We start from the raw sequence: 22,543 nt of genomic DNA, 5'->3' as shown, positions 1-22,543 counted from the left end.
AACCCACGGTGACATCGCTGCCACGACGGTTTTCAAGACCGTTCCCTTAGGCCGCTCGGGCACGCCTCCCCGCGCCGCCCACCTGGGGCGGAGCGGCTACGGCCCACCGGCCTCCGGCCTCGTGCGCGGGGTCTGTGGTCCATACAGGGTCCACTGGCCCAGTCCCGTTCCCCCAGAGCCGGCCGTTATGGCGTCGGCGTCAGCCTCCTGCGCCGGGCGAAGCGACGCCCAGCCACCCAGAGGTTGATCAAGAACACAGCTGATCCCGCGATGGCCCAGCCCACGGAACCCCCGTTGCGGTAAGTCTGGATACCGAGCGCCAGCAGCGTTGTGCCGACCGCCAGGCCCATCAAGTCGAGGAGTGCATCTGCCCACTCCGCGATCTTCGAAAGGTTGACCACGGCCCGATCGTGACAGGTGGACGCGCCCATTGCCAGGGGCCGGTGCGGGCCGCCCGCCCAGCATCCTTCCACCCGTAAGCCCTCCACACGCCGCACGCAGCCTCGGTACCGTCAAGGGCAGAAGCCCCGATGGATGGAGCACGATGCATCGCCGCCTGCTGGACCGCCGGCGCCTCGCCTCTTGGGGGGAGCGCTGATGTTGGAAGAAGCCGAAGAGATCGGCCGTCGCGCACGTCGTGCCAGGCTCCGCCTCGGCATGACGCAAGCTGACCTCGCTGCCGCCCTGGGCAAGACGCAGGGCTGGGTGTCCAAGATGGAACGCGGACACATCGAACTCGATCGCGTCGGCTTGCTCAACCTGCTTGCCTCTGAGCTGCACGTGCACCCGAACGACCTGATCGGGCGGCCGTACAACAGTTCCCCGGCGGAGAATCAGTGGCAAGTCTCCGCCGCAGCCATCCTGCGCGAGTTGCGCCGCTACGACCTCGCCCCCGTCTTCGACGGCACGCCCCGACCAGCGCGCCAGCTCTGGCAGGAAACCACTCGCCTTCACCGTTTGCGTGACGCTGCCGCCAACGTGGCGATCATGGAAGTTCTCCCCGACCTGTTCCGTGAGGCACGCGCCTTGGCTGAAGTCTCCACGGGGCACGAGCGGGAAGAGGCGTTCGCCGTCTACGCCGTGTGCTGCAAGTTCGCCCACACCTCCGCGCACGCCCTTGGACACCCTGAGCTGATCGCTATGGCGTGTGAGCGAGCCGCTTGGTCGGCCCGGCTGTCCGGCGACTCTGTCATGCCTGCTGTCGCCGACTGGATGCGTGTCTGGGACATGTGGGCCACGGCAGACTGGGACGACTCCATTGCCCTTTCTGACAAGGCGATTCGCAGCGTTCAGCAGGAATATGACCAGGGTAAGCCGCTGGCCGTGCGGGCGTGGGGGTCACTGCAACTGCGCGCGGCGGTCTCGGCTGCCCGGAGTGGTCGCAAGGCCGAAGCGAAGGAGCGGATCAAGCACGCGCAGGGTGCAGCCAAGCGGATGACAGAGGCCGTCGACCCTCCGGTCTATGACCGTCACAGCCTGACCTTCTCGCTGGGCAACGTGCAGATCCATGCGATCAGCGTCGCTCTGGAGATGCATGAGCAACGTGAGGCCCTCTCGATAAACCGGCGCACGAGTAAGGAGCTGGTCGAGTCGCTTCCCAACTCCCGTCAAGGGCATCACCACATGGACTTGGCCCGCGCTTGGCTGTGGGACGGAAACCGCGACAAGGCGCTGAAGGAACTGGAGAAGGCCGAGCGCATCGCCCCCCAGCTGATCCGCAATCACCCCATCGCCCGGTCAACCCTGCGCAGCATCGTGTACGCCGAGCGTGCGAGTACCCATGAGAAGTTGCGCCGCATGTCAGACCGCTTCCACCTCGACGGGTGAGGGTCTTATTCCTGCGGTTCATATTGAGCCCCGGAGACCTTCCTAGCTTCGGGGCATGGCCGAACGAATCACGAAGCAACTTGCCCGAGTAGACGCCGAGTTATTCCCTGGTGCATCGTTCCGACCACGCCTTGGTGACCTCGCACTCGACCTCGCCAAGGGCGGAGAGATCGGGGTGGTCGTCGCTCTGCCGAGTAACATCTCAGCGTCGTACCAACTGCGCCCTGCCCAGGGTGGCGAGGACTGGCGGGCCAGGTCTGACGGAAGCACCTTGCGGCCCGTGCCCGTCCCGGTCACGCACGTCACGCCTGTGAAGCGGGATGCCGTCTACGACCACCGCGCGCGGCAGGCCGCGGTACCGGTCACCGTGCATTACGAGGACGGCAGCGTCTGCGAGACGATGCTCGTGCTTACCGCGATGCAAGTCGAGCTCTACTACATGCAGTTCGACCAGCTGATCGAAGCAAGGGAATCGGCTCAGGAGCACGATCGGTGACCCCGGCCATGCTGGTGATCGCTCCGCCGGCCTCTGCACTTCCCCCGATGCTGTCGCCCATCGCGTTCCGCTGTGAGGCGACCGCCCACGACCTCAGCGGCACCCGCGAGGTTCTGCTCGCCGCCCATCGCGGCCGGTCTCCGCGTCTCGCCGCCCGCTGGCTACGCGCCCAGGCATTCCACCTCGCCCGGCTCCTGTCCCCGGAACCCGGGACCGTATTCCTCTGGAATGCGCCGCTCGTCACCACAGGGACGAAGGTTTCCCGCCCTGATGCCGAACTGCGCGCGTGGGCCGGCAGTGACCAGGCGTACGAGCACGCGCTACGCGCTCTCGCCACAGGACGCGCGTTCATGTTCGCGGTGACGGACTACGACGCCCGGTACTTCCTCCGGGTGTATCCGCTGCCCACACGCCGCCCGGCACCCCCGCAAATCCCCGTCGCCGCCCGGTGTCCACCCCACTCCCCGGCAGGGACGGGTCGCCGGAAGACACAGAGACGGCGCCGATGACCCCCGCCCCCGCGTCCTTCCTGGTTCCCCCGGCGCGGGGGCGGGTCCACTACCCGACCGGATCTCTACCGCTCAAGCACTCTCGTCGCTCTGCGGCGCAGCCCTGCCCACCTACCGAGGGGAAGACACGGTGACCACCTATCCCGTATCGCCGAACACCGTGCTGGCCAACGCGCTCACCAGCGCTGAGGACCTGCTCAGGCCGCACATCGTCAACGTGGCTCCGGAGCGGATCGTGTTCGTGGTGGGAACGCAGATCAACGGAGCGCCGCACATCGGAACGTCCCTGGTTCAGTCGCTCACGTTTGCCACTGCGGCGCGCATCCGCGACAAGTTCGGCGTACCGGCCGAAGTCCAGTTCGGTGCCCTCGACAACGCGCCGTACGCCATCGTCACCGACAAGAAGACCGGTCACCGCTACCAGCGGGCTTACGCGCACGCCCTGGGCGCGGCCGGCATCGCGGAACAGGTCGACACGCTGTACCGGCCGCTGTTCACGGCCCTGTCCGAGCGCCTGCATGTGTCGTACTCGGTCGAGACCTACAGCCAGCAGCAGGCGGGCGAGCACTTCCGCCGCACCTGGCTGCGCGTGCTGCCTCGCATGGACGCTGCCCGCTGGTACCTGTCTCCGTCGTCCGGCGTCCCGCACGTCCGTGTCCCCTGCCCGCGTCCCGGCTGCGGGTGGGCCGAGAAGTACGCGGAGCGAACCCGCGTCCGTGACGAGGGCTTCGAGCGGGCAACCGTCTCGGCCGTATGCCTGCACCATGGCGAATACGAGGTCGTCATCGAACCGGCCAACGGTGGCTACCTGGACCTGGCCACGCTGTACCGGAACCTGGTCAAGGAGCTGGCCATCACTGGAGCGGTCGGCACGCTGTACGTCATGGTCAAGGGCGGCGACTGGATGCCCGGCTGCTTCCTCGTCGACGGCGCGCTACAGGCCGTCGGCCTCACCCGCGGGCAACTGCCCGCCCGGCTGTTCTGCCCCCAGGTCGTCACGGACACGGGCGCGAAGCTGTCCAAGTCTCTCATCCGCGAAAGGCAAGCGCCCTTGCCCGACGGTGCGGCCCCGTGGATGCTCGACACCCGAGAGTGGCCGGGCTCGTTGGCTGAATACGTCGACCGCTTGCTCGGTCTGGCTGACGTGTTACTCGCTGACCCACGCCACTTCTTCCGCTCGTACGCGGCCGGTGAACTCGGCCGGCTGATGTCCACTGCAACAGCTAGGAGAGTTCCGCCCAATGACGGAAACTGCCGCCGCACGCGTCCGCGAACTGAACCTCTACCGCCGGTACTTCGACCTCGTCGCCGCTGGCCAGAAGACGATCGAGGTGCGGGTGAAGTACCCCCACCTCAATGACTTGGCTGCCGGAGACGTCATCCGCTTCCGCATCAAGGGCACGGACGAGACGTGCGACGTGCTGGTGAAGCGGGTCACGGAGTACAAGACGTTCGAGGAACTGCTCGACGGGGAGGGCCCGGCGAACGTCAACCCGGCCTCCACCCGTGAGCAGCAGCTCGCCAACATCCGCGAGATCTACCCAGCGGAGAAGGAAGCGCTCGGCGCGCTCGCCATCGAAATCGAGCCGCTGCCCCAGTAAGCCCGCCGCGTAGCCCCCGCCCCCCCCGAGGGGGACAGCGCGGCTTCCTCGGCGCCTGCCTTCCGCCACGTCGGGCTCGCGCCACCTCAAAACTGGTCCACGCCTGGTCCACACGCGCTGATCAACGACGTGACAGAGCCGGATCAAGGTGAGACAGGACGCATGCAGAAGGGGTGCCCCTCATCAGGGGCACCCCTTCTGGCCGGTACGTCTACGGTCTGTGCGGAGGCGGTGGGATTTGAACCCACGGTGACATCGCTGCCACGACGGTTTTCAAGACCGTTCCCTTAGGCCGCTCGGGCACGCCTCCCCGCGCCGCCCACCTGGGGCGGAGCGGGGTACAGCGTACCGGCCCGGGGGCGGTCGCGGGGGCGTTGGTGGCGACGCTCCCGGTGGGAAGCGGTCAGCTGTCGCCGGTGCGGGCGCCGAGGGTCAGCTGGGCCGTGTGCTCCTGGCCGCCGCGCTTGTAGGTGATCGTCACCTTGTCGCCGGGCTGGTGCGTCCAGATCTCGCCGATCAGGGTCGGACCGCTGTCGATCACCGAGTCGTCGAGCTTGATGATCACGTCACCGGGCTTCAGGCCCGCCTGGTCGGCCGGGCCGCCCGCCTCGACCGCGGCGGCGCCGCCCGCGCCCTGGTCGGTGATCTTCGCGCCGGTCGTCGAGTCCTCCAGGGAGACGGACGCGCCGATCTTGGCGTACACCGGCTTGCCGGTCTTGATCAGTTGCTGGGCGACGTACTTGGCCTGGTTGATCGGGATGGCGAAGCCGAGGCCGATCGAGCCGGACTGGCCGCCGGAACCGAAGCCGCCACCGCTGCCCGAGGACTGGATCGCCGAGTTGATGCCGATCACCGCGCCGGAGGCGTCCAGCAGCGGACCGCCGGAGTTGCCCGGGTTGATGGACGCGTCGGTCTGCAGGGCGCTCATGTACGACGCCTTGCTCGTGGCGCTGCCGTCGCTGGAGGCCACCGGGCGGTTCTTGGCGCTGATGATGCCCGTCGTCACCGTGTTCGACAGGCCGAAGGGGGCGCCGATGGCGATGGTCTCGTCGCCGACGGCCACCTTGTCGGAGTCGCCGAGCGGCAGCGGGTTGAGGTCCGACGGCGGGTTCTTGAGCTTGACGACCGCCACGTCGTAGCCCTGCGCGTGCCCGACGACCTGGGCGTCGTACTTCCGGCCGTCCGGGAACGTCGCGGTCAGCTTGCCCCCGTCGAGGGCGTCCGCCACGACGTGGTTGTTGGTGATGATGTGGCCCTGCTTGTCGAAGACGAAGCCGGTGCCGGTGCCGCCGTCGCCGTTGCTGCCCTCGGCCTCGATGGTGACCGTGCTGGGCAGCGCCTTGGCGGCCACGTTGGCGATGGTGCCGGGCGCGCGCTTGACCTGCGCCGCGCCGTTGTCGGACGCGGAGACGGTGGTGGAGCCGCCGTTGTCGTTGTTCCTGGCCAGGGTGTAGCCGAGGCCGCCGCCCAGACCGCCCGCGACCAGCGCGGCCACCAGGACCGCGGCGACCAGGCCGCCGCGTCCGCGGGGCTTGGGGGCGGGCTGCTGGTACGACGCTCCCCAGCCCCCCGCGCCACCGGCCGCGGCGGCGCCGTCGGCGTAGGCGGGAGTGGACGGCGGCGGGGGCGGCCAGGCGCCCGCGGGGCCGGCGGCGGGAGGCTGCGGGGCGCTCCCGGGAACCGGCGGCAGCGGGGCGGTCGGCTCGTTGCCGCCCGGAACCGCCGGGCCGCTCCCGCCCGCGTACGGCGCCTCGGGAGCCGGGGCCGGCTGCCCCTGCTGCTCGGTCCGTTCCGTCTGGTACCCCGGGCCCGCCGGCCCCACGGTCCCCTCCGGCGTGGTGCCCTGTGCCTGCGGGGACGCGTCGGGAGAGGCCACCGGCACGGGAGGTGCGGACGGGGCCGGAGGTACCGCGTTGCCCTCGTTCTCGGTGCTCACAGCTCTACTCCTCGATCCACGGCTGTTTGTCCTCGGTCGCACTCGGTCACGCTCGTTCACGCTCGGCGGCGCGTGCACGCTGGTCGTGGCCTGTCACGATGCGGCTGCGCATGGTCCTGCGTTCACTGTTCCAGTCTGTATGCAGTCAGCTTTTCCCACGGGCCGTCAGAGCACCATAAGCCGTGCCTGTGGGTCCAGGCCCAGCCTTTACTTAGGGCATCCAACGCAAAAGTTACATAAACCAGCGCGTGGCGTGCCACCGTTCGCCCCTCGTACGCAGGAGCGCCGCCCCGCGTACCCCACCGGGGTGGCACCATGACGCGGTGACCACCCACGCACCACAGCTCTCCGTCCAGGTCGTCGCCCACCGGGGCGCCTCCGAAGACGCCCCGGAACACACGCTGGCCGCCTACCGCAAGGCGATCGAGGACGGCGCCGACGCCCTTGAGTGCGACGTACGGCTGACCGCCGACGGACACCTGGTCTGCGTCCACGACCGGCGGGTGAACCGCACCTCCAACGGCCGCGGCGCCGTCTCCGCCCTGGAACTGGCCGATCTCGCCGCCCTGGACTTCGGCTCCTGGAAGACCGGCGAGGCCTACCGCGGCCGGATCGAGGAGCCGGACTGGGAGCACCGGCCCGAGGACCGCGAGGAGACCTCCGTCCTCACCCTGGAGCGGCTGCTCGAACTGGTCGCGGACTCCGGGCGGCGCATCGAGCTGGCCATCGAGACCAAGCACCCCACCCGCTGGGCGGGCCAGGTCGAGGAGAAGCTGCTGACCCTGCTGGACCGGTTCGGCCTGGCCGCGCCCGCCGCGGCCGCCGAGTCGCCGGTGCGGATCATGAGCTTCTCGGCGCGCTCGCTGCACCGGGTGCGCACGGCCGTACCGACGCTGCCGACGGTCTACCTGGTGCAGTGGCTCTCGCCCCGGCTGCGCGACGGCCGGCTGCCCGCGGGTGTGCGGATCGCGGGCCCCTCGGTGCGCATCCTGCGCAACCACCCCGGCTACGTGGAGCGGCTGAAGCGGGCCGGCCACCAGGTGCACGTGTGGACCGTGAACGAGCCCGAGGACGTCGATCTCTGCCTCGAACTCGGCGTCGACGCCATCATCACCAACCGCCCGCGCGCCGTCCTGGACCAGCTCGGCCGCTGACCTTCCTTATTGACACCCCGCCGCGCGCCGGGATCACCGTCACAGGGAGTGCTCCGGCGCGTTCGCTGCGTGTGCGCGTGTGTCGAATGCGTCACCGGAAGGGGATTGGCCGGTTTCCGGCACAGGTCACTGGGGCATCCACACCGTGGCGTGGGGCGAAGGAGGTCTCGGGGGTGGCGTTGGTGGTGGCACAGGAGGTGCCCACGTCGTCGTGCATGGCCGTACCCCATGGCCCTGCGGGCGTGGGGGACGCGAGGCGCCGGATGCGCGCGCAGCTGCGCGGCGGAGGCGTGTCGGAATCGGTCGTCGACGACGCCGTACTGATCCTTTCCGAACTGCTGAGCAATGCGTGCAAGCACGGCCGGCCGCTGGACGGCACCAGGACGAGGAACGGCGACGGGCACGACGACGGTGACGTACGAGCCGCCTGGCGGGTCGACGCGCGCGGCCGGCTCATCGTGGAGGTCACGGACGGCGGGGGTCCGACCCGCCCGGCACCGGCCACCCCGTCGGTGACGGCGCACGGCGGCCGGGGGCTGAACATCATCACCGCGCTCGCCGACGACTGGGGCGTACGGGACGACGTCCACGGCGAGGTGACGGTCTGGGTGGTGGTCCACGGGGACGTGCACGACCCGGACGCCCGCTGCAGCCGCGACCATGCCGTCGCGCGGCTCACCGCGTCCGCGCCGCCGGACCTGTCCGGGCTGGATCTCGCGGAGGCGTTCGAGGACCTGGCCTGAGAGCAGGTCACGGGGGCGCGGCGCCGGGGTCCGGCGGGCGGGCGCCGTCCGCGGTTCACACCGCCGGCCGCCCCGCGCGCGAACGTTGTCCACAGGTTCCCGTCGGCGATGGCCCGAACGGCTAGGCTCCCGCCGTACCAGAAGAGCCGTAACCGGGAGAGACCCACGATGGCCAAGAAGCGACCCCAGACGAAGGCCCAGCGCCCGCAGCCGGCGGACGGGGCGGGCGCCGCAGGCGCCGATGGTGCCATTCCGGTTGTCGGCGGCCGCGAGCCCTGCCCCTGCGGCAGCGGCCGGCGCTACAAGGCGTGCCACGGCCGGGCCGCCGCGCACGCGGTGACCGAGCTGGTGCAGCGCCCGTTCGAGGGCCTGCCCGGCGAGTGCGACTGGGTGGCGCTGCGCGAGCTGGTCCCGGCCGCCACGGTCGAGCTGACCCTCAAGGACGGCCTGCCCGAGGGCGTCCCGTCGGTCACGCTCGCCACGGTGCTGCCGATGGCCTGGCCCGCCCTGCGCCGCGACGACGGCTCGGTCCTGATCGGCCTGCAGAACGACACGGCGTCCGGCGACATCAGCCGCGACCTGGCCGACACCCTCCAGCGCGCGCTGGCGGCGGAGCCGGGCACCCCGGTGCAGGGCCGGCGCGCCCCCGCCGACGGACCCCGGCTGCAGGAACTGCTGGCCGCCGACGCCCCGTTCGAGCCCGTCGTGCACAGCGGCTTCGAGTTCTGGGTGCCGGACGCGGAGAACGCGACCCCGGAGGTCGCCGCCTCCCTGGAGCGGGCCAACGCGGCGGCGATCCCGACGGTCCGGCTGTCCGGTGTGGACGCGGCGTACTGGTGCGAGACCCCGGACAAGAACCACCTGCGCTGGGTGATGCCCCACCCGGAGGAGCGGCTTCTGGACGCTCTCGCGCGACTGCACGCGCAGGGCCGCTCCAGCCTCGGCGAGGGCACCCGGCTGGTGGGCTCCTTCCGTGCTCACGGGCTCACCGTGCCGGTCTGGGACCTGCCGAGCGAGGTCCGCGCGGAGGACGTGGAGAAGCCGGCCGCCGAGTTCGCCGAGCGCCTGGCCGCCGCCCTCGCCGTCGAGGAACCGCTCACCGCGGAGGAGCGCCGGGCCCGCGGCGGACTCACCAACCGGCAGGTCACGCTGAGCTGACGCCGCCCGAGCGAGTGTCATGACTGAATGGTCGGTCAGTCATGACACGGGCCCCGGGGCGGGTGACCCGGGTCACAACACGTGGCTCCGAGAGGAGAATCGGCGGGAATTCGGTGGCCGAATGCCTGAGTCGGAATTTGCGAACGGCCGATCTCTTGTTACCGTTCCAGTAGCCCGGTTGCTGGTGCATCCCCCGTCGCCAGCAACCGGGCCTTTCCATGTCCGCGTCCGGCGCCCGGCCCTCGCGCAGCGTCAATCGGCTGTCGACTCACCGGAGTTGCTGCCCGAGCGGAGCAGCAGCGCACCCTCGGGCCCGCGCTCGGCGAACTCCGCGACGGCCGTATAGGCGTCCGGTCCGCCCCGGCTGTGCTCGCGGGGCGTCTCACAGGTGGCGGGCTCGTCGTCCGTCCCCGTGTCGCAGCGCGTCCGCGTGGTGCGCCCGCCGGGGCCCATGAGGCTCAGCCCGGCGTCCAGCGACGTGCCGGTGGCGTTGCGGTAGTAGGTGCGCGCCCAGGTGTCCGCGCCCTGCGTCAGCACGCAGGTCTGCGCCTCGATGCCCTCAGGGGAGCTGAGTTGGGGGCCGCAGCGGGCGGCGGTGGCGAGGCCCAGGTCCAGCAGACCGGGCGAACCGCCGGGCGCGGCCGGGGAATCCTTGCCGTCCCCGTGCCGCAGCGCGCCCGGCACCAGTGCCGCGCCCACGTCCCGGACCTGCCCGGCGGACGCCACGGTCAGCGGCACGACGACGGCGACGGTCACGGCACAGGCGAGCCCCACGAGATGCAGCCGCCGCGGATCGGCCTTGCCGTAGCGCGCCCGCCGGAAGCCTGCCCTCGGCCGCGGCTCCGGTCCGCCGGGGGCGCCCCGGAACGCGGTCGTACCGCCGCTGGACGGCGGGGAGTCGCTCCGGGCGCCGGCGGGCGACGGCTGGGAGCCGGTCCGGCCCTCGGCCGACGACGCCCGGAGACCGGCGCTCCCGTCACCCGACGGCCCACGATCCGACCCGCCGTCGCGCCCCGGCCCCGCGCCGTTCGGTCGTCGGCGCCCGAGTCCCCCGTGGCTCGGCCGACGCGTCCCATGGCCCCCAAGAATTCGCAGCATGGGCGGAACATAACGAGCGCGGCACGCCCGTCCGCACGGTGCGCGCCGGACACCCCTACAACTCGGGCGCGCTCACACCCGTACGAGTGAGGGCGTCGACCACGGCGTCCACCACGGCCTCGACGTCCGGCACCCAGGGCGCGGCCGACCCCGGCAGCGGCGCCCGCTCCCAGCGCACCGTGCCCGCGCCGGTCTCGGAGGGGGGCAGCGCGATATAGCCGCCCTCGCCGTGGAAGCGCAGCGAGCCGGGGACGAAGTCCTTGGCGTACAGCAGTTCGCCCAACTGCGCCATGGTGTACGGCTCGACGAGCAGCGCCCAGCGGGTGGGCGAGGCGATCACCGGGCCGAGCCGCATGCCCCGCCGGTCGAGCAGGGCGAGGGCGCGGGAGGCGGCGAGCGCGGGCAGGCTGACCGCGCAGGGCGCCTTGCCGCCGGTCGCGAGGATGATGGGCGCGCTCGGCCGGTTGGTCCACCACCAGCGCACCATGCGCGCGTCGGTCGAGGCCGCGAGCAGGCCCGGGTCGAAGGGGTGGGCGCCGGGCACCGTGCACTCCGGGTCGGGGCAGCCGCACCGGGCCCGGCCCTGCGGGTCCGGGGCCACACCCGGGAGTACGGGCCACTGCCACTCCGTCGCGAAGGTCAGGGCCGCGCTGATCGGCTCAGGCTTCCCGTCGTTCCGTCGCCTGGACAGGAGCCTGCGTCGCCTTCCGAGGATCTCGCGCATGAGCGCTCGTTCCTTTCCGTTGCACCGCTGGCAACACCGTGGTCCACATCACAACATGTGTCGATCACTTCACTGTGCGTACCTGGTGGCGCATCACATCCCCGCACACGGCAAGGGATCCCCAGGGGGTCGAGCGTCGGCCGTGGCCGCGTCCACGGCACTCAAGGCAGGGCACGGTCACGGGCGTGGGGGTGGCGAAGCATGGCGTTTGCCGTCGCGCGCGGTTCTCTCCGCCTCCGCCACGGGAGGATGGGGCTCGGCCGTCGGTGGCTATGACGCCCGGGTCCGTCGCCAGGTTCCGGGTGGCCCCCAACCACCCCTGGCCTTCTCCGAGTACGTACCCATCACGACCGCTGTGACGCTCCGTGGAGCGAGCCCAGTCGACCGCAGTGGACCGTTCCCCCAGGCAGTTTTAAGCCAACTTGACGGTAAGGCAAGGGCTTCGGGGAAATCACCCGTCAGCCCCTTGGACACCAGGAATCCCCGCAGGACAATGCTGGACATCCCCTCACGAGTGCGTGTACATGTGGAGACACTGCTAGCGGCGCAGAATCACATGGGGGTTTGCGATGCTTTTGAGCACTGTGCACCGGTCTGAAGGCCGGGCGCCATGAGCGCCCCGCACCCCCCGAAAGTGGCTGGAATCGATCCCACTGTTCCCACGCCCGCCCACACTGTCGCGCCCGCCTCTTCCGCATCAGGAACCGTCCCGGGAAGCACCACGGGCACCGCCCCCGCCCTCCCCGCCCCGCACCCCCCGGTCCCCGCCCCCGGCACGCTCCTCCAGGACCGCCTGGCCGGCTGGGTCTCCGACCTCACCACGCTGCACGAACTCACCGAGCGGCTCACCCGCACCAGCGCCCTGGAGCCCGCCCTCGACGAGCTGCTGCGCGCCGGAGCCGCCCTGGTCGGCGCCCGCCGCGGCCTCGTCGCCCTGGAGCCCGGCGACGGACTCGGTCCCCGCACCACCCTCGGCCTCGGACTCGGCCGCGCCGACCTCGGCCAGCTGGAGACCGTGCCGCGCGGCGCGCTGGCGCCCGACACCGCGAGCGGCGGCGAGATCGTCCACGCCGACCTGTTCACCGAGGACGGCCTCGACCCACGGCACCGCGAGGTCGCCGCCCGCCTCGGCTACGCCGCCAGCTACGCCCTGCCCCTCGCCACCGACTCCGCCGGCCGCCTCGGCGCCGCCGTCTGGCTCTACGACGAACCCGCCGAACCGCACGAGCGGCAGCGTCATCTCGCCGGCCTCTATGTCCGGCACGCCGCCGAACACCTCGCCCGATTGCGGGAGTTGGAGCGCGCCCGCGCGTGCTTGGCGACCGTCGCCGAGGAGCTGCTGCCCTCCCGGCTGCCCCGTGTGCCCGGCATCCGGCTCGCCGCCCGGCACCGCACCGGACCACACGGCGGCGGCGACTGGTACGACGCACTGCCGCTGCCGGACGCGGCGCTCGGCCTGTCCGTCGGCTCGGTCACCGGTTCGGGACCGAGCGCGGTGGCCGCGATGGGCCGGCTGCGCGCCTCCCTGCGCGCGTACGCCGTGATGGAGGGCGAGGACCCGGTCGCCGTCCTGTCCGATCTGGAGCTGCTGCTGCGGCTGACCGAGCCCGCGCGTTCGGCCACCGCCCTGTTCGCCTACTGCGAGCCCGCGCTGCGCCGGGTCACCCTCGCCGGTGCCGGGCACAGCCCGCCGCTGCTGGTCGGTGAGCGGCGCACCGAGTTCGCCGAGACCTCCGTCTCCGCGCCGCTCGGCATGCTCGCGTGCTGGGAGGCGCCCAGCGTGGAGATCCAGGCCGAAGCCGGAGAGACGGTTCTGCTCTACACCGACGGGCTGCTGCACCGTACCGGCGACCCCGTGGACCGCGCCTTCGCCCGGCTGCGCACGGCCGCCGCGAGTGTCCCGCGGGCGCTGCGACAGGACCCCGGGGCGGTCGCCGACCACGTGCTGCGCGCGGTGCTGCCGGACGGCCCGGACGCCGCCGACAACGGGGAGGACGTGGTGCTGCTGGCGGCCCGTTTCGACTGAGACGGCGCCCCGATCCGGCATGACCGGTCGGTGACCGGGCGGTGACCAGGCATAACAGGGCATCCGCCCCCGATCCCCTCCCGATACGACCGTACGATGATGGAGGTCCCCGGCTCGGACACAGTGACCCCACCGCGGCGAGCCACACGGACCGCCCGGGGGAGATCACACGCCGTACCGAGGAGGATCACGTGGCCGACGAACTCATTCCGGCGACCCCGGAAACCGAGTCCGAGGAGCCCATCAAGCAGCGGAAGAACGGCCTGTACCCGGGCGTCTCCGACGAACTGGCCGAGAACATGCGGTCCGGCTGGGCCGACACCGAGCTCCGTGACCTGAAGCCCATCGAGCAGGCCGCCGAGACCGCCCGCCGCCGCGCCGCGCTCTCCGCGCGCTTCCCGGGCGAGCGCCTGGTGATCCCGGCGGGCAACCTGAAGACGCGCTCGAACGACACGGAGTACGCCTTCCGCTCCTCCGTCGAGTACGCGTACCTCACCGGGAACCAGACCGAGGACGGCGTCCTGGTCCTGGAGCCCGAGGGCGAGGGCCACCAGGAGACGATCTACCTCCTGCCCCGCTCCGACCGCGAGAACGGCGAGTTCTGGCTCGACGGCCAGGGCGAGCTGTGGGTCGGCCGCCGCCACTCCCTCACCGAGTCCGAGGCGCTGTACGGCATCCCCGCCGCCGATGTGCGCGAGCTGGCCGAGAAGCTGCGCGAGGCCACCGGCCCGGTGCGCGTCGTGCGCGGTCACGACGCCGGCATCGAGGCGGCCCTGACCGACAAGGTCACCGCCGAGCGCGACGAGGAGCTGCGCGTCTTCCTCTCCGAGATGCGCCTGGTCAAGGACGACTTCGAGATCCGCGAGCTGCAGAAGGCCGTCGACTCCACGGTGCGCGGCTTCGAGGACGTGGTGAAGGTCCTCGACAAGGCCGAGGCCACCAGCGAGCGCTACATCGAGGGCACCTTCTTCCTGCGCGCCCGCGTCGAGGGCAACGACATCGGCTACGGCTCCATCTGCGCCGCCGGCCCGCACGCGTGCACCCTGCACTGGGTCCGCAACGACGGCCCGGTCCGCTCCGGCGACCTGCTGCTGCTCGACGCCGGCGTGGAGACGCACACCCTCTACACCGCCGACGTCACGCGCACGCTGCCCGTCAACGGCACGTACAGCGAGTTGCAGAAGAAGGTGTACGACGCGGTGTACGAGGCCCAGGAGGCCGGCATCGCGGCGGTGAAGCCCGGCGCCAAGTACCGCGACTTCCACGACGCCGCGCAGCGGGTGCTGGCCGAGAAGCTGGTCGAGTGGGGCCTGGTCGAGGGTCCGGTCGAGCGCGTCCTGGAGCTGGGCCTCCAGCGCCGCTGGACCCTGCACGGCACGGGTCACATGCTCGGCATGGACGTCCACGACTGCGCGGTGGCGCGGACCGAGACGTACGTGGACGGGGCCCTGGAGCCGGGCATGGTCCTCACCGTCGAGCCGGGCCTGTACTTCCAGGCCGACGACCTCACCGTGCCGGAGGAGTACCGGGGCGTCGGGGTGCGGATCGAGGACGACATCCTGGTGACGGAGGACGGCAACCGGAACCTGTCGGCCGGTCTGCCGCGGCGCTCCGACGAGGTCGAGGCGTGGATGGCCTCGCTCAAGAGCTGAACCCGAGGTGACGGGACGGCCGGGTACCGGGAGGTGCCCGGCCGTTCGCGTCCGCGGGTGACCCGTGCTCCGAGCCCTCGCGCGCTCCCCCGCGCCCGGGGCGGCTCAGAGCACGGGGTCCCTGTCGTGCAGGACCCGCTGGAACAGCCGGCTGTCCCGCCAACGCCCGTTGATGTGAAGGTAGTTCGGCGCCGTACCGATCAGCTCGAACCCGCACTTCTCCAGCACGCGCTGCGAACCGGTGTTCTCCACCAGGGTGGACGCCTCGATCCGGTGCAGGCCCACCGTGTCCCGCGCGAGTCGGCACACCCGCGTCACGGCGGCACTGGCCAGGCCACGGCCCTGCCGGTCCGCGGCGACCCAGTAGCCGAGGTACGCGCTGCAGAAGGGGCCCCGGCTGATCCCCGTCAGGGTGATGGTCCCGACGATCCGCCCGTCCGTCTCCTCGAACGCCCAGGGCACCGCCGAGCCCTCGGCGCGCTGCCGCAGCAGCCCCTCGATCCGCTCCCGCTGCCCCTCGGGGGTGAAGAAGGCGTCCGGCCGTACCGGCTCCCACGGCGCGAGGTGCGCGCGATTGACCGTGTAGGCGGCGGCCAGCGCCTCCGCGTCCCCGAGGGCGAGCGGCCGTAGCGTCACCCCGGCCGCCATCTCCCCGTTCTCGATGCTCATGGCACCACTATGGGGCCGGAGCTACACCGCCAGCAGCGGTGCGTCGTCGCGCCACTTGAGGATCTTGTCGAAGCTGACCACCGTGCCACGGCGGCCGGGCTTGGGGCCGATGTGGACGTGGTCGGCGAGTTCGCGGATCAGACAGAGGCCGCGGCCGTGCTCGGCGTCGGGGCGGGCGGGGCGCAACTCGCGGGTGTGGTGGAAGCCGGGCCCCGAGTCGGCCACCTCGATACGGCACTTCTCGCCGTCGAGGTACGCGGTCACCCGGTAGACCGCCGAGGTGCCGCCGTCGCCGCCGTGCTCGACGGCGTTGGCGCACGCCTCGCTGAGGGCGACGGAGAGGTCGTAGGAGATCTCCGGGTCGACCCCGGCGGTCTCCATGGTGCCGATCAGCAGCCGCCGCGCGAGCGGCACACTCGCGGCCTCGCGGCGCAGATGGAGTGACCACCAGATGCTCATGCTCCAGCCTCCAGGCCGCGGCTCGACATACCGATACCTATTGCCGCCCATAGGTGGCCGTAAGCACACCGTTGACGTGACTCCGCCCATACAGCCGATGCGGCCCGGGAGGAATCGGTGTATGAGGGACGTACCCCTCGGGTGGGTGGAGGGACGTTTGGCCCGGACCTGACGTAGGGCGACGCGGGGCGCGGTGGGATGATGAGCCCGCCATGTCTGCCCCTCACGCGCGCACGGCGCGTCCCGGAGCCGGGCTCCGGATGCTGCGGGCCGCGGTCTTCGCCGCGGTCTGCGTCGTGCTGGCCGCGGCCGGGCACACCCTGGCCTCCTGCGCGCGCGTGCCGCTGTGGACGCTCGGCGCGGGCTTCCTCGGCTCCCTGCTGCTGGTGATCCCGCTCGCCGGTCGGGCCCGCTCGCTGCCGGGCATCGCCGCGCTCCTCGCGCTCGGCCAGACCGCCCTGCACACGCTGTTCGGCCTGGGCCAGCACGGCGCGGCCATGGCCATGGGCGGGATGCCGACGGGGCAGACCGGTGCGGCGGGGTCCGCGCTGAGCGATGCCGCGCTGGTGGAACGGGCCACCCGGCTGCTGTGCGGGGCGAACGCCGCCGCGCTCACCCCCGGGCACGCCTTCCACCTGCTGCTCGCCGCCCGCCTCATCGACCGCTCGGGCCGCCCCGTGGCCGGGGTCCCCGTGCCCGTGCAGCACGCGGCCGACGCCACCGGCGCCTCCGCGGCGCTGCTGCCCTCGCTGCCGATGCTGCTCGGGCACGTCCTCGCGGCCGTCGCCGTCGGCTGGCTGCTGCGCCGCGGCGACCTGGCCGTGCTGCGGCTGCTCGAACTGTCGGTCCACGAAGTCGCCGAGACGGCGCTCGTACGGTCCCTGCGCGCGGCCCTCACCCTGGCGCTCGCCCTGTGCGCCGGGCTGCCTGCCACCACCGGACCCGGTCCGCGCGGCCGTCGCGCCCACCGGGACGCGCCGCCCGCTCCGGGCGCCCTCACGCTCCAGCACACGGTGATCCGGCGCGGCCCACCCGCCGCCTTCCGGCTCGCCGCCTGACGCGACGCGACCACTCCGGGGATCCGATCCGGGGAGAAGGGCCGCCGTCGCGCGGCACGCGTGCCCGCGCGCACCCTTCCCCTCACCGGAACTCTCACCGTGGAGTGCTCCTGCCATGCAGGTTTCCCAGATCGTCTCCCGCCGTACGGCCGCCCGCGTCGCCGCCGGTGCCGCCGTCGCCGGTACCGCCGTGCTCGCCCTGTCCGTCCCCGCCTTCGCGCACGTGACCGTGCAGCCCGAGGGCGCCGCGGCCAAGGGCGGCTACGCGGTCGTCGACTTCAAGGTCCCCAACGAGCGCGACGACGCCTCGACCACCAAGGTCGAGGTGAACCTCCCCACCGACCACCCGCTGGCCTCCGTCATGGCCCAGCCCCTCCCGGGCTGGAGCGTGCAGCTCACCAGGACCAAGCTCGCCGAGCCGGTGACCGTGCACGGCGACAAGATCGACCAGGCCGTCACCAAGGTCACCTGGACCGCCGACGGCAAGGGCATCGAGCCCGGCTACTTCCAGAAGTTCCCGCTCTCCGTCGGCGCCCTGCCCGACAACACCGACCAGCTGGTGTTCAAGGCGCTCCAGACGTACTCCGACGACAAGGTCGTGCGCTGGATCGAGGTGCCGCGGGCGGGCCAGGACGAGCCGCAGAGCCCGGCCCCGGTGCTCCAGCTGACCGCCCCCGCCGACGAGCACGGCACGGCGAGCGCCCATGCCGCCTCCGACGACGAGAACTCCGCTGCCGAGAAGGAGAACGCGGCCGCCGCCCCGGGCTCCGGCGGCAGCAGTGACACCACCGCCCGGGTGCTCGGCATGGCCGGGATCGTCGTCGGCGCCGCGGGCGTGGCCTACGGCGTCCTCGCCGGCCGCCGCCGCACCGTCTAGCCCCGCCCTTCCGCGGCGCGCGCCGGAGCCGTGCCAGGCTTGGCTCCCGTACGACCCCGGTGCGCGCCGGAGTTATCACATCTGGGACATTTCTCTATGCGCAAGAAGACGTTCGCCGCGGCCGCGCTGTTCGCCGCCGCCACCCTGACCCTCTCCGCCTGCGGCGGCCAGAAGGCCGACCGGTCGCCGGTCTCCTCGCTCTCGCAGGACTCCGGCAGCAGCGGCCCCGCCACCGTCCTCGACCAGCCCTGGGACAAGCCCGGCCTGGTACTCACCGACACCCACGGCAGGAAGTACGACCTCCGCAAGGAGACCCAGGGCCACCCGACCCTGCTCTACTTCGGCTACACGCACTGCCCCGACATCTGCCCGGCGACCATGAGCAACATCGCCGTCGCGGCCCAGAAGTCGCTCACCCCGGCCCAGCGCGACGACCTGCGGGTCGTGTTCGTCACCACCGACCCCGGCCGGGACACCCCGGCCGCGCTCGGCAGCTGGCTCAAGGGCATCGACCCCCGGTTCATCGGCCTGACCGGCGACTTCAAGGCCGTCCAGGCCGGCGCCCGCTCGGTCGGCATCGCGGTCGAGCCGACGACGAAGGACAAGGACGGCAAGCTCGTCTCCGTCCACGGCACCCAGGTCATCGCCTTCTCGCCGAAGACGAACGCCGGTTACGTCCTCTACGGCGAGGACGCCACGGTCGACGACTACATCAAGGACCTGCCCAAGCTGGTCGAGGGGGCCAGGCCGTGAGCCGCCGCCCCGCCGTCCTGGCGGCCACCGCCGCCCTCACCGGCGCGCTCGCGCTCACGGGCTGCTCCGGGTCCGGTGCCTCGAAGGCCGAACTGTCGGTGAGCGGCTCGTACATGCCGCAGCCGGTCTCCGCCGACATGGCCGCCGGCTTCCTGACGATCACCAACAAGGGCGGTACGAAGGACGAGCTGACCTCGGTGTCCAGCGACGCCGCCGGCCAGGTCACCATGCACAGCACCGTGGGCGGCGAGATGCGGGAGCAGTCCTCCTTCGCCATACCCGCCCATGGCCGGCTCGTCTTCAGGAGCGGTGCCAACCACCTGATGTTCGAGCAGCTGCGGCACAGGCCGCGGCAGGGCCAGACGGTCGAACTGAAGCTCACCTTCGCCAAGAGCGGGCCCCTCACCGTCGAGATGCCGGTGAAGTCCGCCACGTACCACCCGATGACCGGCCACTGAGGGAAGGGACCACCGTGACCCGGACCACCACCCCCCGCCTGCGGACCCTGGTGCTGCTGCTCCTCGCCGTCGCCGGCGCGCTGCTCGCGGGCGCCGGACCGGCCGCCGCGCACGCGGCGCTGACCGGCAGCGACCCCGCGCAGGGGGCGGTGGTCCAGCAGCCGCCCGCCCGGGTCTCGCTCACCTTCTCCGAGAAGGTGGCGGTGAACGACGACTCGCTGCGCGTCCTCGACCCCGGCGGCAGGGCCGTCCAGACCGGCGCGCCCGCCAACGTGAGCGGGACGACCTACGCCGTGCGGCTCAAGGGCGGCCTGGGCAAGGGCACGTACACGGTCACCTACGAGGTCGTCTCCGCCGACAGCCACCCCGTCGCCGGCGCCTACACCTTCTCCATCGGGGCTCCCTCGCGGACCGTGGTCCCCGGCAGCGGACCGACCGTGGGCGGCGGGGTCGTCGGCGACCTCTACCAGGCCGGCCGGTACGTGTCGTACGCCGGCTTCATCGTGCTCGCGGGTGGCGCGGCCTTCGTGCTCGTCTGCTGGCGGCGCGGCGCGGGCGTACGGGCCCTGCAACGGCTGGTCGTCGGCGGCTGGCTGGCGCTGACCGCGGCCACGCTGTGGCTGCTGCTCCTGCGCGGCTCGTACACCAGCTCCGGGAAGGTCGCCGACGTCTTCGACCTCGGGCTGCTCGGCCAGGTGCTGCAGACCAAGGCGGGGGCCGCGCTGGTCTCCCGGCTGCTGCTGCTCGCCGCCGCCGCGCTGTTCATCGCCGTCCTCTTCGGCTCGTACCAGCGGCGCGAGGAGGGCGCGGAGAAGCGGGACCTGACCTTCGGGCTCGGGCTCGGCGGTGTGGTGGTCGCGGCGGGGCTCGCGAGCAGCTGGGCGATGGCCGAGCACGCCTCGGTGGGGCTCCAGCCGGGCATCGCCATGCCGGTCGACGTCGTCCACCTGCTGGCCGTCGCCGCCTGGCTGGGCGGGCTCACCGCGCTGCTGGTCGCCCTGTACCGGGCACCCGCGGAGACGCCGGTCGAGGCCGCCGCCGTGCGCCGCTTCTCCCGGCTGGCCTTCGGCTCCGTGCTCGTCCTCGTCGCCACCGGCGTCTACCAGTCCTGGCGCCAGCTCGGCTCCTGGTCCGCCTTCACCGACACCCGGTACGGGCAGCTGCTGCTGGCCAAGATCGCCCTGGTGGCGGTCATGGTGGGCATCGCGTCGGTGTCCCGGCGGTGGACGGGGCGGCTCGCGGATCAGGGCGCGGAGGGGGAGAAGGTCCCGCACGAGGAGGGGTCCGAGAGGGAGTCCGTCACCGCGGCGAAGGCGGCCGGGCCGGACACGGCCGCCGCGGACAGGACCGCGCGGGACGCGGTCGAGTCCGGCTCCGCCGGCCGGGACTCCGAGGCCTGCGAGGACTTCGGCGGCTCAGCCCGCGCCGCCCAGCTCGCCCGGCAGCGGGCCGCGGTGGACGCCGCGCGGCAGAAGCGGCTGCGGGACGGCGACGCGGGGCGCTTCGGGCTGCGCCGCTCGGTACTCGCCGAGGCCGCCGTCGCGGTCGTCCTGCTCGCCGTCACCACGGCGCTGACGCAGACCGAGCCGGGCCGCACCGAGCAGGAGGCCAGGGGCGCCACCTCCACCGGCTCCGTCACGGTGCCCACGAACGACACCGTGAGCCTGAACCTGCCCTTCGACACGGGCGGCACGAACGGCAAGGGCGTGGTCGCCCTCGACCTCGACCCCGCCCACGCGGGCGCCAACGAGCTGCACCTCTTCGTCCGCACACCCGACGGGCAGCCCTTCGACGTCCCCGAGGTGAAGATCGCCCTCACCCTGGAGGCGAGGAAGATCGGCCCGCTCACCGTGTCCCCCGAACACATCACCACCGGCCACTGGTCGGCGGACGGGGTGCAGATCCCGATGGCCGGCGGCTGGAAGGTCGCCGTCACCGTGCGCACCTCCGACATCGACGAAGTGACCGTCTCCAAGAACGCGCAGATCGGCTGAAACAGACCATGACCGACCAGTCCACCCAGCAGGCCCGTACCCCCGAGGCCCCGGCGCCCGAGCCCCGTTCCGGGGGCGTTTCCCGCCGCACCCTGCTCGGCACCGCGGGCGCCACCGGGCTGGTGCTCGGCACGGCGGCCGGAGCCGCCGGTTATGCCGCCGCGCCCGCCCCGGGCACCCCGCTCACCTCGGTGGGCTCCGACCGGGCGATGTTTCACGTGAAACACCAGCCGGGCATCACCGAGGCCCTCCAGGCATGCGGCCACCTCATCGCCTTCGACCTGGCGGCGGGCGCGGGCCGCAAGGAGGCGGCGGCCCTGCTGCGCCGCTGGTCGACGACGGCCGAGCGGCTGATGGCGGGCGAGCCGGCCCCGCACGACGACACCGACGTGTCGCGGGACGCGGGCCCCTCCTCCCTGACCGTCACCTTCGGCTTCGGGCGCAGCTTCTTCGCCCGCACCGGCCTGGAGAAGCAGCGGCCCGCCGCCCTCGACCCGCTGCCGGACTTCTCCTCCGACCGCCTCGACAAGGCCCGCGGCGAAGGCGATCTGTGGGTGCAGATCGGCGCGAACGACGCCCTGGTCGCCTTCCACGCACTGCGCGCGATACAGAAGGACGCCGGGGCCGCCGCGCGGGTGCGCTGGCAGATGAACGGCTTCAACCGCGCCCCGGGCGCCACCGCCCGTCCGATGACGGCCCGCAACCTCATGGGCCAGATCGACGGCACCCGCAACCCCAAGCCGACGGACGCCGCCTTCGAGAAGCAGATCTTCGTGCCCGCCTCCGGCGAGCCCGCGTGGATGGCGAACGGCTCCTACGCCGTCGTGCGCCGCATCCGCATGCTCCTGGACGACTGGGAGAAGCTGTCCGTGTCCGCCCAGGAGCAGGTCATCGGGCGGCGCAAGACCGACGGCGCGCCGCTGACCGGGGGGCAGGAGACGACGCCGATGGACCTGGAGAAGGCCGACGCCAAGGGCGACTACGTCATCGCGCTCAACGCGCACGCGCGGATCACCCGGCCGGACAAGAACGGCGGGGCGGCGATGCTGCGGCGCCCGTTCTCGTACCACGACGGCATCGACGCGGACGGGACACCGGACGCCGGACTGCTCTTCGTGTGCTGGCAGGCCGATCCGTTGCGCGGCTTCGTGCCGGTGCAGCGCAAACTCGACCGGGGCGACGCGCTGTCGCGGTTCATCCGGCACGAGGCGAGCGGACTGTTCGCGGTGCCGGGCGGGGCGGGGAAGGGCGAGTACGTGGGACAGCGGTTGCTGGAGGGGTGAGCCGGTCCCGTGCCCGGATCCGGCCTCGGATCGGCCTTTCCTCGGCTCCGCGGAATTTCCGGGGTCAA

General features: G+C 72.3%; 21 protein-coding genes and 2 tRNA genes (1 of these 23 running past the window's edge). 15 read left to right on the top strand and 8 right to left on the bottom strand.

Going from position 1 to position 22,543, the window contains the following annotated elements; all coding sequences use genetic code 11:
• Positions 1-69: transfer RNA gene (locus tag ACWDD7_RS02055), tRNA-Ser, on the bottom strand; it reaches 118 nt to the left of the window's first position.
• Between the two features lie 116 nt (positions 70-185).
• Positions 186-401, bottom strand: coding sequence for a hypothetical protein (locus tag ACWDD7_RS02050; RefSeq protein WP_450455730.1), 216 nt, complete (start codon positions 399-401; stop codon positions 186-188).
• A 196-nt stretch (positions 402-597) separates the two neighbouring features.
• On the opposite strand from ACWDD7_RS02050, the gene ACWDD7_RS02045 reads away from it, so the two are divergent.
• The 4 genes from ACWDD7_RS02045 to ACWDD7_RS02030 all read left to right on the top strand — a co-directional run bounded on the left by ACWDD7_RS02045 (position 598) and on the right by ACWDD7_RS02030 (position 4,433).
• On the top strand, positions 598-1,827 hold the full coding sequence (locus tag ACWDD7_RS02045; protein WP_450455728.1) for a helix-turn-helix domain-containing protein: 1,230 nt from the start codon (positions 598-600) through the stop codon (positions 1,825-1,827).
• A gap of 55 nt (positions 1,828-1,882) precedes the next feature.
• Positions 1,883-2,323: a hypothetical protein gene (locus ACWDD7_RS02040; RefSeq protein WP_450455726.1), complete on the top strand. Its 441-nt coding sequence runs from the start codon at positions 1,883-1,885 to the stop codon at positions 2,321-2,323.
• Positions 2,324-2,962: 639 nt separating this feature from the next.
• Positions 2,963-4,192 carry a hypothetical protein gene (locus tag ACWDD7_RS02035; RefSeq protein WP_450455724.1) on the top strand — a complete coding sequence of 410 codons (1,230 nt, stop codon included), beginning with the start codon at positions 2,963-2,965 and terminating at the stop codon, positions 4,190-4,192.
• Positions 4,074-4,433: an ASCH domain-containing protein gene (locus tag ACWDD7_RS02030; RefSeq protein WP_450455722.1), complete on the top strand. Its 360-nt coding sequence runs from the start codon at positions 4,074-4,076 to the stop codon at positions 4,431-4,433. The genes ACWDD7_RS02035 and ACWDD7_RS02030 overlap by 119 nt, the downstream gene beginning before the upstream one ends.
• A 223-nt stretch (positions 4,434-4,656) precedes the next feature.
• Here ACWDD7_RS02030 and ACWDD7_RS02025 read toward each other — a convergent pair.
• Together ACWDD7_RS02025 and ACWDD7_RS02020 are read right to left on the bottom strand one after the other, a co-directional pair.
• Positions 4,657-4,743, bottom strand: a tRNA-Ser gene (locus ACWDD7_RS02025).
• Positions 4,744-4,836: 93 nt separating this feature from the next.
• Positions 4,837-6,369 (bottom strand): S1C family serine protease, encoded by a 1,533-nt coding sequence (locus ACWDD7_RS02020; RefSeq protein ID WP_450455721.1) that lies wholly within the window; start codon positions 6,367-6,369, stop codon positions 4,837-4,839.
• Between the two features lie 323 nt (positions 6,370-6,692).
• Between ACWDD7_RS02020 and ACWDD7_RS02015 the strand changes: the two genes are divergently transcribed.
• From ACWDD7_RS02015 to ACWDD7_RS02005, 3 genes are all read left to right on the top strand, one after another.
• The gene (locus ACWDD7_RS02015; protein ID WP_392212196.1) at positions 6,693-7,523 is read left to right on the top strand and encodes a glycerophosphodiester phosphodiesterase; all 831 of its coding nucleotides are present in this window, start codon (positions 6,693-6,695) and stop codon (positions 7,521-7,523) included.
• An 86-nt stretch (positions 7,524-7,609) separates the two neighbouring features.
• Positions 7,610-8,266, top strand: coding sequence for an ATP-binding protein (locus ACWDD7_RS02010; RefSeq protein ID WP_450455719.1), 657 nt, complete (start codon positions 7,610-7,612; stop codon positions 8,264-8,266).
• A 168-nt stretch (positions 8,267-8,434) separates the two neighbouring features.
• Entirely contained in the window at positions 8,435-9,424 is a 990-nt protein-coding gene (locus ACWDD7_RS02005; protein ID WP_392212200.1) for a DUF5926 family protein, read from the top strand.
• Between the two features lie 252 nt (positions 9,425-9,676).
• On the opposite strand, the gene ACWDD7_RS02000 is transcribed toward ACWDD7_RS02005, so the two are convergent.
• Positions 9,677-10,180, bottom strand: coding sequence for a hypothetical protein (locus ACWDD7_RS02000; protein ID WP_351867052.1), 504 nt, complete (start codon positions 10,178-10,180; stop codon positions 9,677-9,679).
• Between the two features lie 397 nt (positions 10,181-10,577).
• Positions 10,578-11,246, bottom strand: a complete 669-nt coding sequence (locus ACWDD7_RS01995; RefSeq protein ID WP_450455717.1) for a bifunctional DNA primase/polymerase — start codon at positions 11,244-11,246, stop codon at positions 10,578-10,580.
• 610 nt (positions 11,247-11,856) lie between these two features.
• Between ACWDD7_RS01995 and ACWDD7_RS01990 the strand changes: the two genes are divergently transcribed.
• Both ACWDD7_RS01990 and ACWDD7_RS01985 read left to right on the top strand, forming a co-directional pair.
• Complete coding sequence (locus tag ACWDD7_RS01990; RefSeq protein ID WP_450455716.1) at positions 11,857-13,272, top strand: PP2C family protein-serine/threonine phosphatase; 1,416 nt, start codon at positions 11,857-11,859, stop codon at positions 13,270-13,272.
• A gap of 191 nt (positions 13,273-13,463) precedes the next feature.
• The gene (locus tag ACWDD7_RS01985; RefSeq protein WP_450455714.1) at positions 13,464-14,924 is read left to right on the top strand and encodes an aminopeptidase P family protein; all 1,461 of its coding nucleotides are present in this window, start codon (positions 13,464-13,466) and stop codon (positions 14,922-14,924) included.
• Between the two features lie 105 nt (positions 14,925-15,029).
• On the opposite strand, the gene ACWDD7_RS01980 is transcribed toward ACWDD7_RS01985, so the two are convergent.
• A complete protein-coding gene (locus tag ACWDD7_RS01980) occupies positions 15,030-15,593 on the bottom strand; it encodes a GNAT family N-acetyltransferase (protein ID WP_351867063.1) in 564 nt (187 codons plus the stop codon).
• A 21-nt stretch (positions 15,594-15,614) separates the two neighbouring features.
• Positions 15,615-16,052 carry an ATP-binding protein gene (locus tag ACWDD7_RS01975; protein WP_351867066.1) on the bottom strand — a complete coding sequence of 146 codons (438 nt, stop codon included), beginning with the start codon at positions 16,050-16,052 and terminating at the stop codon, positions 15,615-15,617.
• A 212-nt stretch (positions 16,053-16,264) separates the two neighbouring features.
• On the opposite strand from ACWDD7_RS01975, the gene ACWDD7_RS01970 reads away from it, so the two are divergent.
• From ACWDD7_RS01970 to efeB, 6 genes are all read left to right on the top strand, one after another.
• Complete coding sequence (locus ACWDD7_RS01970) at positions 16,265-17,110, top strand: hypothetical protein (protein WP_450455711.1); 846 nt, start codon at positions 16,265-16,267, stop codon at positions 17,108-17,110.
• Between the two features lie 115 nt (positions 17,111-17,225).
• A complete protein-coding gene (locus ACWDD7_RS01965; protein ID WP_450455709.1) occupies positions 17,226-17,987 on the top strand; it encodes a YcnI family copper-binding membrane protein in 762 nt (253 codons plus the stop codon).
• A gap of 96 nt (positions 17,988-18,083) precedes the next feature.
• Positions 18,084-18,740 carry an SCO family protein gene (locus tag ACWDD7_RS01960; RefSeq protein WP_450455707.1) on the top strand — a complete coding sequence of 219 codons (657 nt, stop codon included), beginning with the start codon at positions 18,084-18,086 and terminating at the stop codon, positions 18,738-18,740.
• Entirely contained in the window at positions 18,737-19,198 is a 462-nt protein-coding gene (locus tag ACWDD7_RS01955; RefSeq protein ID WP_450455705.1) for a copper chaperone PCu(A)C, read from the top strand. Before ACWDD7_RS01960 ends, ACWDD7_RS01955 begins: the two co-directional genes overlap by 4 nt.
• Before the next feature lie 14 nt (positions 19,199-19,212).
• Positions 19,213-21,192, top strand: coding sequence for a copper resistance CopC/CopD family protein (locus tag ACWDD7_RS01950; protein ID WP_450455703.1), 1,980 nt, complete (start codon positions 19,213-19,215; stop codon positions 21,190-21,192).
• 8 nt (positions 21,193-21,200) lie between these two features.
• Positions 21,201-22,475 (top strand): iron uptake transporter deferrochelatase/peroxidase subunit, encoded by a 1,275-nt coding sequence (efeB, locus tag ACWDD7_RS01945; protein ID WP_450455701.1) that lies wholly within the window; start codon positions 21,201-21,203, stop codon positions 22,473-22,475.
• Positions 22,476-22,543 lie beyond the last annotated feature (68 nt).

It is taken from the genome of Streptomyces sp. NPDC001056 (genome assembly GCF_053598955.1).
The sequence above is the reverse complement of the archived record's forward strand: the minus strand, read 5'-3'. Positions and strand labels throughout refer to the sequence as shown.

What these genes read in the sequence shown, in the direction of transcription:
- ACWDD7_RS02045 (WP_450455728.1), top strand. Translation starts at nt 598, where the DNA reads ATGTTGGAAGAAGCCGAAGAGATCGGCCGTCGCGCACGTCGTGCCAGG.
- ACWDD7_RS02040 (WP_450455726.1), top strand. Translation starts at nt 1,883, where the DNA reads ATGGCCGAACGAATCACGAAGCAACTTGCCCGAGTAGACGCCGAGTTA.
- ACWDD7_RS02030 (WP_450455722.1), top strand. Translation starts at nt 4,074, where the DNA reads ATGACGGAAACTGCCGCCGCACGCGTCCGCGAACTGAACCTCTACCGC.
- ACWDD7_RS02010 (WP_450455719.1), top strand. Translation starts at nt 7,610, where the DNA reads ATGCGTCACCGGAAGGGGATTGGCCGGTTTCCGGCACAGGTCACTGGG.
- ACWDD7_RS02005 (WP_392212200.1), top strand. Translation starts at nt 8,435, where the DNA reads ATGGCCAAGAAGCGACCCCAGACGAAGGCCCAGCGCCCGCAGCCGGCG.
- ACWDD7_RS01995 (WP_450455717.1), bottom strand. Translation starts at nt 11,246, where the DNA reads ATGCGCGAGATCCTCGGAAGGCGACGCAGGCTCCTGTCCAGGCGACGG.
- ACWDD7_RS01990 (WP_450455716.1), top strand. Translation starts at nt 11,857, where the DNA reads ATGAGCGCCCCGCACCCCCCGAAAGTGGCTGGAATCGATCCCACTGTT.
- ACWDD7_RS01980 (WP_351867063.1), bottom strand. Translation starts at nt 15,593, where the DNA reads ATGAGCATCGAGAACGGGGAGATGGCGGCCGGGGTGACGCTACGGCCG.
- ACWDD7_RS01975 (WP_351867066.1), bottom strand. Translation starts at nt 16,052, where the DNA reads ATGAGCATCTGGTGGTCACTCCATCTGCGCCGCGAGGCCGCGAGTGTG.
- ACWDD7_RS01970 (WP_450455711.1), top strand. Translation starts at nt 16,265, where the DNA reads ATGTCTGCCCCTCACGCGCGCACGGCGCGTCCCGGAGCCGGGCTCCGG.
- ACWDD7_RS01965 (WP_450455709.1), top strand. Translation starts at nt 17,226, where the DNA reads ATGCAGGTTTCCCAGATCGTCTCCCGCCGTACGGCCGCCCGCGTCGCC.
- ACWDD7_RS01960 (WP_450455707.1), top strand. Translation starts at nt 18,084, where the DNA reads ATGCGCAAGAAGACGTTCGCCGCGGCCGCGCTGTTCGCCGCCGCCACC.
- efeB (WP_450455701.1), top strand. Translation starts at nt 21,201, where the DNA reads ATGACCGACCAGTCCACCCAGCAGGCCCGTACCCCCGAGGCCCCGGCG.